Here is a 12,401-nt window from a genome sequence, read left to right as displayed (position 1 = left end):
GGAGCAGGGTCCGGCGGGCTACCGGAAGTCCGGAAGTAGTTCCGGACTTCCGGTAGGCCGGGCTGCGGGGACGTCAGGCGGAAGGCAGGAGCGAGGCTGACGCCGCTTCGTGCTCCTCCGCGAGGAGCGCGGTCACCTTCGTCAGGCGCCCGTTGGAGACCTTGCGTCCGTGCACGTCCCGGATCTCTTCCGCGATCGCGTCACGGTCGACCTCGCCCATGCGCTCGACCACAGGGCGGGCCATGGCCAGCAACTCTTCGAGCGACGCATTCGGCGGCCGACCGGTACGCCGGGGTGCCGGAGCGGTCTGCGCCGGAACCTCATCGCCGGAATCCGGCGAGGGGGCAGCGAACACGCCGGGGTGGTCTTCGGTAGGAGTCGGGGGCTGGACGCTGTCCCTGCCGATGTGGCGGTGGGGAGGGGCTTCCTGGCGGTTGCCGGTGTTGGCCTCCTGGGGGTGGGAAGCGGGCTGGCGTCGGATGACGATGTACAAGTGGACGGCGCCGGCCAAGGCGAGCGGGGGGATCGCGGACAGGACGCCCACGGTGACGTCGTCGAGTCGGAGGCCGTCGCCTGCGCGGGTCTGCTGGTTGAGGCGGACGGCGTGCAGGGCGTTGGCCCAGATGCTCGTCGCCGTAGCCAGGCCAACGAGCGCCCACACGTACGCGCGTGAGAGCCGTGGTGCGTTGCCCAGCATGAGCAGGGCGGCGACGCCGATGGCGATGAACCCGTCGATCACGAGTGGGAAGGCGTAGGTGAGCAGCCCGCGGATGTGGATGGCGACGGCCATCTGCCGCAGGGCGTCGTAGGAGAGAGCGAAGGCGAACGCGGCGAGCAGGGCGATGCCGGCGCGGATCGCGGAGTGCGCGGTGACGGTGGGGAAGACCAAACGGAGGTACTCCAGGTGAGGTTGGGCGGTGGCTGTCGGCGCGGGCAGGGAGGCCGCCGTGAGGTGTGGTGTCTCGTACCACTCGTCGCATGCCTGGTCAGAGCAGGTACGAGTGGCGTGGTGATGTCGAGACGACTCGTTGCGGGCTTGTCACTCGTCCCCGCGCTGACCTGGGCGGGGACGAGTGCGACGAGACAAGTCGGGTCAGGCCGCGCTGTCAGGAAGTGGCTCGGCCTCTGGCCGGGTGGGCTCGGCCGCAGGCCCCGGTTCGGGGCAGTAGCGGGCCCAGGTGTCGAGGAATTGGTTGCGGGCGAAGCCCTTGGCCTGGGTGCCGTCGGGGAAGCGGCGGTTGGCCGAGCCGATGCCGTAGGGCTGCAGCAGCAGTTGCAGGCCGCGCGGTGTCAGGCCGTTGGCGCCGTACTCCGCCCACGGTGCTTCCTTGTCCGCGTTGAGGTGCTCCAGCAGGCGCCTGGTGCCCAGCACCGCGGGGTCGTTCTCGGCGGCGAAGGCCCGGCGGATACCAACCAGAAGGCGGGTGCGCAGACCGCCCTCCTCGTCCTGCCCCGCCTCGTAGTCGGTCATGACGCGGCAGGCGGTGCGGGCGAGCGCGGGCCATTCGCCTCCGGCGAGATCGGCGATGACCACCAGGGGTTCCCAGGTGTCGGCCGCGCGGTCCTCGACTGGCATGAGCGGCTCCATCTCCAGCGCCCACTGGTACAGCGGCTGGAGCCAGGCAGAGAGCCGGTCGCGGATCGCGTGCAGGGCGGGGGTGTCGCGGTGGGTGCGGAAGTACGCCACCTTCTCGCCTCCCGCCCGGCGCCGCATCCGGATGACCACCGACCGGTCCATGACCGTGTCAGGCAGGTCCCCGATCCCGGCGAGCGCCGCCATGGCGAACGTGGGGAACGCGGTGGGCTTGTGCTCGGGCCCGGTCACCCGGAGCGTGGGCCGGTTGCGCTGGTGACCGGCGTTGATCAGGCCGCGCACCTCCTCGTTCTTCTCTGCGGCCTTGACGGTGCCGAAGAGGGTGTCGGCCTCGTCGACCAGGAGTGTCGGCGGGTCCTCGTCGTCGATCGAGCGGAAGATCGCCGCCGCGCTGGCGTTGACCGTGATCAGCGGGTTGCGCACGGTCTCGGTCACCACGTCCAGCAGTCGTGACTTGCCGCACCGCTTCTCCGGAGCCACGATCGCCAGACGCGGTGCGTGCTGCCACGCGCGCTGCAGGTGCGTCGCCGCAGTCCACAGCGTGACCGCGGCGAGGGCCTCATCATTCGGCATCACCACGTACCGCTTGATTTGCGCCCGCAGGTCAGCCAGGATCTGCGCGCCCTCGGGCAGCGGCCCTGCTGAGGACGCGTCGTCACGGTCCCCGTCTGCGGAAAGTGCAGCGGGGATGGCCAGCTGGCCGGGGATGGAGACGACGGGTGGCAAGTCGGGCGTCGCGGATGAGGTGGGGGTGGTAGAGGACGTAGGTTCGTCCACAGGCGTTCCTCCCTGGTGGGCCGGGCAAGCCCGGCCCACCGGATCGATCATTCAAGGGCGATGGGGCAGGGACTCTGCGGCTCTCGGCGGTGGCTCGCCGAGAGCCGTTTCGTTGTCCCGGAAAGGTGGCCTCAGACCGCGAGGCCGTACGCGGACTGGGCGTTCACCCAGGCATCCACCTCGGACCAGCGGTAGCGCAGGTGACGGCCGACCTTGTGGACGTTGGGGCCGATGCCCCGGTACTTCCACTGGTAGAGGGTCTTCACGGGCACGCCGAGGTAGACGGCGACCTCGGCCGGGCTGGCGAGCGGGCCGCGCCTGGCAGCCTCGGCGGTGGCAGAGGCGTTGGTATTGCGGGAGGAGGTATTCGGCACAGGGCTCCTTTTCGGTCTTGGACATCGGGCTTGGACAACACAGCCACACCCCCAGTGGAAAAGTCCAGAGTTGGTTCTTAAACTCTCCAGCACTTCTCAGTGTGACCGGTGATTCCAAAACGGTAAGGGCGGATCCCCGGTTGCCGAAATCGCTCCCATGGAAGCAGAAATTTTCTTCGGCGAACCGACCACCGGAAGGGTCGGAATCCGGTACCTCCGCAGCTCAGAGGTTATGACTGGCAGTCGTAGGTGGCACGGCCAGTCCACCAGGCATGGCGTCCGAAAATAGTTTAAATCGCCCAAATCTGGGATGCGGGGGGAAGATAGCACGGCCTTCCAAGTGAAAAGGATCGCGATGTACCGGAATTCAATGAGGCGAACACCACTTTGCCCCGGAACGACTTTTGGAGAGTTTGAGAACCAACTCTTGCCATAACGCCCGGCTGCAAGTTACAGCTATCTGTCATGGCATCCCGACCTGTCGAAATAGGCCCCGCTGGCCTCCACTCCGCCCGCGCTATCGAGTGCATACGCCTCGCGCGCGGCCTGACCCAGCACCAACTCGCCGCCCGCTGCACCGCACTGGGCCGCCCGATGACCAACACCGCTCTCAGTCGCACCGAACGGGTCCGCCGGCGCTGCGATATCGACGACCTCGTTACGATCGCCGCGGCTCTCGGTATCGCGCCGGTGGCCTTGCTGCCGCTGTGGACCGTTCACGGTCCCGTGTCCCGCTTCGGTAGGTCCCTCGACGACGTCCAGGGGGCCCTTCTTGGCTGACGTGTACGACCGTTGGCACAAGTCCCACCCCAAGCCGACCGAGGCCGAGTGCGGCGAACACAAGAGCCGCACCAAGCTGATGGTCCCCACCGCCGACCACGGCATCGGCAAGCGCTGGCAGGTCCGCTACCGCGACCTGGACGGCCGCCAACGCAAGGAGAACCTCCACACGAAGGCGGAGGCGGACAACCGCGCCGCCGAGGTCGACGTCGAGATTCATCGCGGCTCCTACGTCGTCCCTGCTGAGACGAAGCAGACGCTCGGCGCCTATGCGCAGAAGTGGCTCGACGCGAACTCCGTCGGCCCGACGACCGCGCTCCGCTACGAGGCGACCGTCCGCAACCACATCGTGGAGCACCTCGGTCGGCGCGAGCTGCGGTCCCTCAACCAGCCCTCGATCATCCAGGGTTGGGTCCGTACGCTCCAGGACAGCGGCCTTGAAGTGTCGACGATCGAGGGCATCTTCGACATCCTCTCCAGCATCCTAGGCGCGGCCGTGGAGGACGGGTTGCTGCCGAAGAACCCCTGCAAGGCGAAGTCGGTCAAGCTGCCGACGGCGACCAAGAAGAAGGTCATCCCTTGGTCGTTGGAGCGCGTACGCGCCGTCATCGCCGGGCTACCGAAGCGCTTCCAGGCAGGCGGCAAGCTCGCCTTCGGCTGCGGCCTGCGCCAGGGCGAGGTGTTCGGCTTCGCCGTCGAGGACATCGACTTCAAGGGCGGCTGGATCCACGTCAACCGCCAGGTGCGGCTCGTCGGCACGAAGGCCGTCTTCGCCCTGCCCAAGGGCAACAAGATCCGGTCAGTGCCCCTGCCGGCTCAACTTGCCGCCGCCTTGAAGGCCCACATGAAGGAGTTCCCGCCCGTCGCCGTCACCCTGCCCTGGGCCAAGCCGGACGACGAACCGAAGACCTTCCGCCTTCTCTTCGTCAACGAGAAGAGCCGGGTGTACAACCGCAGCGTCTTCAACATGGGCGCCTGGAAGCTCGCCCTGGCCGCCGCCGGCGTGATCCCTCCCCGCGAACGCGGAGCAAGGTACCTCCAGGCGGCTCCGGAAGACGGCATGCACGCGCTCCGGCATGCGTACGCCTCAGTGCTCCTGGACGCGGGGGAGAGCATCAAGGCGCTCTCCGAGTTCCTGGGCCACTCGGACCCAGGCTTCACGCTGCGGACGTACACGCACTTGCTGCCGTCCAGCGAGACCCGCACCCGCAAGGCAATCGACGACGCCTTCACCGAGGACTCGGAGTCCCAAGCTCGGGCCACGTCAGCGCCCTCAGCGAGATCCGCACGCCCTCAGTCATCTTTGGCAGCCTGACGGCTTGTCTGACACATGACGAGGGTGAGGCCCGGAATCTCGGCTACGCGATGTTTATCTACTCGCCTGTGGTGAGGGCGGTGCGCCATATGCTGCAGAGATGGTGGGGCGCGATGAAGTGGAACGAGTGGCCAGCCCGTACTCGACGGGTGGCGGTGGCACCGTCCTGGAGCATCGCTTCGGCGCTGTCCTCCTCGCTCACCTTCTCCTAGGCGATCCTGTACCGGCATTGGGCGATGACGTGACGCCTGTGGCAGTTCGTTTCCAGGACAGCCGGTTCAGCGCTGTGGACGACCTGATCGTCGTCGGCGACACGGCTGACGGTGCACAGCGCCGGTTGTCGATCGGAGTGCGCCGAGCTCCAAGTTTCACAACCAGTGACGATTCCACAGCTGATCTGCTCGTTTCCTACCTGCGGGTAGTCACCGATCACTGGGCCGAGGCCGGTACGGGGAGTTGGCGGCTGGCACTTGCAGTGGCCAGTCCCAATCCGGCCGTACAGCAGGTGCGCGAGCTGGCTGTGATCGCTCGGGGGCAGCCCAATGAGGAGTCGTTCCGCGCCGCGGTAGGGCAGGCGGGCCGAACGAACGATGCTGTTCGCGCGCGGTTGACCCATCTGGATGCGCTGATCGCTCAGGCCTCGACCAGCCCAAAGACAAGCACGGAGACATCTGCCTCGGAGCTGACCTGGCGAGTTCTGCACGTACTGCGGTTGTGGGAACTCAGGCTGGAGGGAGTCGACGAGTCCGACCGTACGGCGATTGTGGGTCGCCTGCGGAGTGTCGTTCCTGACTCCTCGGTGGCGGGCGCTGACGCTCTGTTTGAAGCGCTGGAGAGGCTCTCCCGGAACTATGCTCCCGCTGGGGCTCATGCCACCGAAGCCATGGTGCGGAGGCAAATCTCCGGGACAGCGGTGGGCCGTTCCCCTTCTCACGCTGCGGCGTGGCGCGCCCTCGATGCTTTGTCGGAGACAGCCGAGAACCTCGTGGGGTTCCGTTTGACCGGCGCTGGCAATGAGCTTGAGTTGGAACGTGCTGAAGCCGGGAACGATCTGGCTGCCGAGATGCGCACGGCTGCACTGCAGACGACCGCTCTCGTCGTTACCGGTGAGCCGGATGCCGGTAAGTCGGCTCTAGCCTTGCGTACTGCGAGGCGATTGCGAGCCGATGGCGTGGCGGTCACGGTGCTGAATCTACGGGAGATGCCCGCACGGCTTGCGGAATTCGAGGCGCTGCTCGGTGCCCGCATCACCTCGGTGCTTGGTGCCTCAGCCGTGGGCACTGGTCGTCTGCTGGTCGTCGATGGTGCGGAGTCGGTGCTGGAAGGCCGTGGCCAACTGCTCTCAGATCTCGCCCGAGCGGCGATGACTGCGGGGCTTGGCGTGGTGGCAGTAACCCGCACCGATGGTTCCGGAGCCGCACGTGACGTGCTTACACAAGCCGCGCAAGGTGTGGAGCGAGATGGTGAGGCCGTCGAGAACCTTGTCCGTGAGCACGAGGTTCCTCGGCTGACCTCGGCCGAAATCGGGCAATTGGTTGAGGTCTTCCCGCAGTTGCGGCGCTGGGCTGTCGACGAGCGGGCGCGGTGGCTGCTGGGCAGGCCGGGTCTGGTCGACATGCTGTTGCGTGCAGGTCCGGGCGTGGCGGCCCCGGAGGGAGCAGCGTCGGAGGCCGACCTGTTCAGGGTCGTCTGGTATCACTTGGTGCGCTGCGGGGAGGTGATGTCGCCGGGAGGACCCTCTCCCGACGCTCGCGATCATTCTCTTCGTGCACTGGCTCGGCGCCAACTGCTCCCGTACGACAACTCTGTATCACCTGATTCGGCCGCGCTGCCTTCCTTGCGCTCTGACGGTCTGCTCGTACCGCGCACCGTGAGTAGCGCCTGGCACCCGTCCGATCGATTTGCCAGTGATCTCGTGCGGGATATGGCAATCGTGCAGGTGCTCGTCACGGACGGCTTCGATCTCCTCTCGGCGGCCGAGGCACCGCGCTGGGCGCTACGGGCCGCACGCGTCGCATGCCAGGCCCATTTGCTCACCACCGCCAATGTGAGGCGATCACTCGCGCAACTGCGTGCCGTCTTCGACCAGATCGCATCCGACCATGGCGAGCGATGGTCGGATGTGCCCTGGGAGGCGGTGCTCACCCTGGGTGCCGCCGGTGACGTCCTCAGCCGGACATGGCCTGAACTGCAGGCCGACCGCCAAGCCGGGTTGCGTACCGTGATCCGGCTGGCCATGCAGCGCTACGCCCCCCACGACATCGGCGATCCCGTGGTGCTCGCACCGCTGGTCGAGCTGAGCTTCTGCCGCGAACGCGACGCCGATTCCGGCGATGATTCCTGGGCTGCGGATGGCGTGGGCCGATCCATCCGTGAACTGGTGCTGGCCTGGCTGCGCGGACTGGTGAGAGCCGAGACGCGCGTGTCCGACCCGATTCGGCAGTTGGTACGGGACCGTATCCTCGCAGCTGAGCCCGAGCATTGGGACGAGTTCGCGGTAGAAGCCCTGGCAATGCTCGGCCCGGATTTTGATGGGCCAGCCGAGACATTCCTCAGGGGAATCGCTGACGACGGAGGTGCTCGTCTCGAACCTGTCGTGGAGAATTTCTGGCCCGCAGCGGAAATGGCCAAGCACCAGCCGGACCTGCTCCTGATCCTGACGGAGTCCTACTACATCGAACGGTACGACGCCGAGGCGGCCAGATACGGCCGGTCTGGTTTCTATCCGTTCGACGATGGCATCCGGCACCACAGCGGCGGCGGAAGCATCACCGAACGGATGGCCGGGTGGTATCGCGGCCCCTTCTGGCAGTTGCTGAGGGTCCGGCTCCTGCCGACGCTGGCATTGATCAACCAGATGCTCGACCACGCGGCGGCCATCCGTGTTGGGGACCACGACGCCTACACTCCGGCGCAGCCCGACGAACTGACCGGAGTGGATCTGGATATTCCGGGAGTCGGTGTCAGGCGCTGTGTCGGAGACCAGCACGTGTGGGCGTGGTATCGAGGTTCGTCTGTTGGGCCATACCCGTGTATGAGTGCGCTACTTGCCGTCGAGCGGCTCGCGGACCAGCTCGTCGCCATTGCTGACGTCCCACTTGAGCGGATCGTGCAGTTGCTGCTGCGTGACTGCAACAACTTGGCCATGCCCGGACTCGTGGTCGGGTTCCTTGTGCGCCATCTGGAGCAGGCGGGTGATCTGCTGGATCCCTGGATGCGCGATCTGGACGTATGGCATCTGGAGTTCGCACGGGCTGCCAGTGAAGGAGTGCTCTACGTTCAGGGCCCGGATGCACCTGATCTTGTCGGTCTTTCTCGCCGTCGAAGCAGTCTGCGCGACATCGCCGCCGAACTCACCATTCGCGCGACCCTCTCCGGTGACGAGACCCGGTTGAACGAGCTCGCGGCCACGGGAGAGGAGCTTGTCCGCCGTGCTGAAGAGCTTGTCGCTGACTCTCAGGGGAGCGCGGAGGCTGATCGCTTCCTCGCCTCGGTACGGGGATGGGCAGCGACGTTCAGACCGGAGAACTTCCGTCCGGAATCCGATGACTCCGGCAACTTGATCGTGCAGTATCAGCACCCGGAGCCGCTGGCGACCCGCATGCGGCCTGAAGCCGAGATGTTTAGCCGCGCCAGCCAGGCGATGCGTTTGCAGAACACCTACGCCAGATCCGCCGATCGCGTTGCCCCCGTCGACACGCTGCTGGCTGACATCGCTTTGGCGCGGTCCTTGGGAGACGACCCGCCTGACTCTGCTCTCAACCGGCTTGACCCGATTGCCGCCGTCGCGGCTGCCGCTGCCGTCGCACACGTCCAGGGACGTATCCACGTGCCAGTCGACGACTTGCGGTGGGCGACGGGTGTCCTGATCGAGGCCATCACCGAACCGAGCCATACCGAGTACGTCGCCTCCTCCTTCTACTCGCTGGGTGCCGACCGGTCAGCGGCGACCGGCCTGCCGGCACTCCTGGCAGTGGCATCAGATGACATCGAGCTCGATAGGCAGGCAATCATCGGTGTCTTGGACCGCTGCACGACCAATCACTTCGACGAGGTACGCATCGCGTTCGCCCAGGCTGTCGACCGGGTCTTGGCTGCGCCGTGCGACGCTGACCAGCGATCGGGCCCGTGCCGTCATGAAGCAGCGCTCAACGCCGTGCGGGCGGGACTACAGGACTGTCGCCTCGGCGACTGGGACCCAGAGACTGGTGCACGCGGCCGGCCCCGACTCGACGGCCCCTACGAGCAGACGTTGCCCGCGGTTGAGACGGAACGGCTCTACCTGACGTCACTCGTCCCATCACTTATCGCCGCTGGTGCCGCGTCTATCAGCGACAGCTGCGTGGCGGATCAGGCCAAAGGACTTGTCGAGGTCCTGCTGGACGCCCACGCCCGCGCTACCGACCACTGGGCGAGTGAAGGGTACGAAAACCGGCACAGTAAGGACAGCGCTCGCGTCATCATCGATCTGGCAGTCCACGGTGACACTGGGCCGCTAAGGGCGCATGCGCGGCGGTTTGCGGCCAACGGTCGTGCCCTGTACGAATTCTTCCGCGACCTCGCTGTCCTGTTCACGTACGACGATGACCTGCGCCCGTCTCTGCCGAACGTGTGGACCGTCGCCATGGAGGCGGCCCTCGACGCCATCGGCGATGCCACCGATCTACGCAGAGACCACCACTGGGGAGATGACGCGCTGGGGGCGCTGCTGCCCGCCCCTGGGATCGACGTGAGCGACGCCGACATTGACGCGACTCTGGCCCGCGCTCGAGAAGGCTGGCTGCACCCCGATATCATTGCCGACCTCGTGGCTCGCTGGATGAGGATCGCCCGCCAGGAACCCAAGGCTCTTGACGCGCTCGCGAATCTCGGCAAGTGCGCCCCGCTCGAATGGCAGCGGGATACGGGACTGACTTGGGCCGAGCAGCTGACCGACGGTAACTATCGTGCCATCGCCAACAAGTGCTGGTACCTCACCGACTGGCTCAGAACACTTCACTCACGCGAAGAGATGCCGCCGGATCAGATCACACGGTGGCGACGCCTTGTGGATGGGTTGGCAGCTGCAGGTGATCACCGGGCAGCCAGTCTGCAACGCATCGAAGAGTGATCTCTAACTGGCTGTTTCAGAAAAAACTTCGGCATCGGCACACTGTCGAGTGGCCTTGACATCGTGAAACGGCCCTTCCGGCGTGGCTTGGTCATCGCAACACCCTCAGGGGCTGGTGTTGCAACGACCTGTTAGCGGGGCAGGGGTGTGACGGACGTGGGAGGGCAACTGTTCAGCCCGCGCCGTCCGACTCCGCGTTGCCGAGGCCGCTCATGAACTCCGCGACGACGGCCTGCTCATGACGGGAGTTGGGTGGCAGCTTGACCGGTCGGCCTCGGTCCGGTGAGCGCTCCGCCAGGGAGCGCCATGCAGCCTCCCGCGCCTGGGTTAGCTGCTCCCGCACCCGGTGGACGGCCCGGAACTCCTCATCGTGCAGCAGGTGGGCGTCGTTGTCGGTAAGGAAGCTCAGCAGCGCTTCGAGGTAGTCGATGCTTGTCTCGCCGAGGTCCCCGGGGTCGGCGGCGAGTTCACGCAGTTTCTCCAAGGCGCACTCCACCATGTCGTCCAGCAGCGTTCCCTCGGCGAACCATCCGATCGGCTCGTCAAGATACGCATACCAGTTGTTCACCTCGACCCAGCCGGTGGCCACGCGCTCCGAGATCTGGCTGCTGACATGTTCGTCGACCAGGGCGCGGAACTCGGCGGAGACCTCCTGCGTAATCAGTCGGCTGCCGTCCAGCGAGTTCGCGAGCTGGAGCAGATCCTTCGTGTTCTCCGACCACCGCGGCAGTTCCAGGGCCCGTTGCGCCACGTAGTCCGCCAGTGACGAGGAGCCGATGGTCTCCGCAGTGTCGAGGGCCCACTCAAGGTGGTCCTCTCTGTTGTCATCCACGGTGTCTTCTGCCGCTAGTACCGCGGAGGTCAATGCCTGCTTGAGCTCTATCAGTTGTGCGAGAATGCCGCCGCCGTCTGCCAACCGTCCGGCATCCACGAGGCGTTCGAGCTGCCGCATATCGCCGCAGGAGGCGAGCAGTGCACCCAACTGCCCCCGGCCGGCGCTGAGGTGGAAGCGGATGTAGTCGGCAATCGACGGGTTATGGAAGGAGACGGCACCTTCGTCGATGACGAGCATGGTTCCGTCGAGTACCTGGAGCGCGTGACGGAAGCGGCGGCCGTCCGCCTCTCGGTCCAATTCCTTGCGATACCAGGTCCAAGTCTCCTCCAGTTCGACGAGTTCGACGGACTCGTACGTGAAGAGGATCTCCAGCAAGTGCACGGCTTCGTCGCTGAGTTCGTTCTCGACGATGCGTTCCCATATCCGCCGAGGATTGTCCAGGTTGGCAACCATGGCGGTGGCTACGTCCGGTTCGCGCTTCAGGTCGATGCGCAGAGTCTCCTCGATCAGGCGTGGGCTGAAGTTGCGGTGGCTAACCACGGGCAGCCAGGCGTCGCGAGCGGCGAACTGCCGTTTCTGTCTCGGTCCGAGAGCCGAGCGGTGGACGTGGTTGTAGAGGATCCGCCCGCGGGTCAGCAGGTCCAGGTCGGTGAGGCGAATGCCGGTGAGAGCGTCCCGTACATCTTCGGCGGCCAGCCGATCGTGCTTGCGGCGGGCCTCCTCCAGGATGTAGTCGCGGGTCGTCATGACCAAGGCCTTGTCTGGCGCGTCTCGTATCGCGCGCATCACGGACAGCAGGCGCGTGTCCTCGTTCTTGCCGAACTGGGGCAGCAGCGTGGTCTGGCCCAGGAAGTCGTCGTAGAGGAAGAGTTGGGGCACGTCGTCGCGCCAGAGTTCTGTGACCTCGTCGATGTCCTGGCTGACCTCGTGCACCTCCCAGCCGTGACCCATCCGCCAGGCGGCGAGCATGCGCGCGACTGTGGTCTTCCCGGCACCGGGGATGCCGGTCACGATGCACACGTGCTGCTCGTCGAGAAGCTGCCGGGCACGCGCGAAGCCCTCGTGCGGGACGAACGTCTGGGCCACCTTCGCCAGCTCGCGCCGCAGCCAGTCGGAGCGCAACAACGGGCCCTTGTGTAGCAGCGCGCCAAGTGCCGCCGTACCGCTGAGCCAGAGCCGGAAGTGTCGCTCCACCAGCTGCGGTCGCTCCCGCAGGGCGGCCACGATGTCATCCACGCCGTGGATGTCCTCGGTTGACCGGATGTGAGGGGCGAAGGCGGCGCGCAGCTTCTCCTTGGCGTCGACGGTCAACCCGACGGTGGTGGCGAGAACATAGCGGTCCGGCTTTAGAGCGGCGACTTTGGGGACCTCCTCGTCGGTCAGGTGGGCCAGGAGTTTCGCGCGGCCGCTGCGGTACCAATGCTTGCACTGGACAATCGTGCAAGGACCGTCTTCCGGGTCATGGCGCAGGTCGACGCCCCGGTCCCGGCCGCGCGGAAAGATCTCCAGCGGCACGCCCAGGAGCTCCGTGAACAGGTCCCGGCACACCTCCTCGAAGTCGTGGTCTGTCAGCCGCCCCAGCTCAAAGGAATCCATGCCGCCTTCGCCCGTGCATC

The 12,401-nt window shown here is 66.3% G+C and carries 6 protein-coding genes; 2 read left to right on the top strand and 4 right to left on the bottom strand.

Annotated features, from left to right (window positions below):
* Nucleotides 1–73: 73 nt before the first annotated feature.
* The 3 genes from ACIQBL_RS46180 to ACIQBL_RS46170 all read right to left on the bottom strand — a co-directional run bounded on the left by ACIQBL_RS46180 (nucleotide 74) and on the right by ACIQBL_RS46170 (nucleotide 2,745).
* Nucleotides 74–889 carry a DUF2637 domain-containing protein gene (locus ACIQBL_RS46180; protein ID WP_401954562.1) on the bottom strand — a complete coding sequence of 272 codons (816 nt, stop codon included), beginning with the start codon at nucleotides 887–889 and terminating at the stop codon, nucleotides 74–76.
* Between the two features lie 204 nt (nucleotides 890–1,093).
* Complete coding sequence (locus ACIQBL_RS46175; protein WP_401954559.1) at nucleotides 1,094–2,371, bottom strand: DUF3631 domain-containing protein; 1,278 nt, start codon at nucleotides 2,369–2,371, stop codon at nucleotides 1,094–1,096.
* 131 nt (nucleotides 2,372–2,502) lie between these two features.
* Entirely contained in the window at nucleotides 2,503–2,745 is a 243-nt protein-coding gene (locus ACIQBL_RS46170) for a helix-turn-helix transcriptional regulator (protein WP_401954556.1), read from the bottom strand.
* Between the two features lie 781 nt (nucleotides 2,746–3,526).
* On the opposite strand from ACIQBL_RS46170, the gene ACIQBL_RS46165 reads away from it, so the two are divergent.
* Both ACIQBL_RS46165 and ACIQBL_RS46160 read left to right on the top strand, forming a co-directional pair.
* Nucleotides 3,527–4,840 (top strand): tyrosine-type recombinase/integrase, encoded by a 1,314-nt coding sequence (locus ACIQBL_RS46165; protein ID WP_401954810.1) that lies wholly within the window; start codon nucleotides 3,527–3,529, stop codon nucleotides 4,838–4,840.
* A gap of 100 nt (nucleotides 4,841–4,940) precedes the next feature.
* Entirely contained in the window at nucleotides 4,941–9,950 is a 5,010-nt protein-coding gene (locus ACIQBL_RS46160; RefSeq protein ID WP_401954553.1) for a hypothetical protein, read from the top strand.
* 172 nt (nucleotides 9,951–10,122) lie between these two features.
* On the opposite strand, the gene ACIQBL_RS46155 is transcribed toward ACIQBL_RS46160, so the two are convergent.
* A complete protein-coding gene (locus ACIQBL_RS46155; protein WP_401954807.1) occupies nucleotides 10,123–12,381 on the bottom strand; it encodes a restriction endonuclease in 2,259 nt (752 codons plus the stop codon).
* Between the last annotated feature and the right edge of the window lie 20 nt (nucleotides 12,382–12,401).

The sequence above is a fragment of the Streptomyces sp. NPDC088350 genome (assembly GCF_044753545.1).
GTDB lineage: Bacteria > Actinomycetota > Actinomycetes > Streptomycetales > Streptomycetaceae > Streptomyces.
The sequence above is the reverse complement of the archived record's forward strand: the minus strand, read 5'-3'. Positions and strand labels throughout refer to the sequence as shown.

Bases quoted from the DNA above. Each gene is read 5' to 3' on its own strand.
- ACIQBL_RS46155 (WP_401954807.1), bottom strand. From the start codon at position 12,381: ATGGATTCCTTTGAGCTGGGGCGGCTGACAGACCACGACTTCGAGGAG.
- ACIQBL_RS46160 (WP_401954553.1), top strand. From the start codon at position 4,941: ATGGTGGGGCGCGATGAAGTGGAACGAGTGGCCAGCCCGTACTCGACG.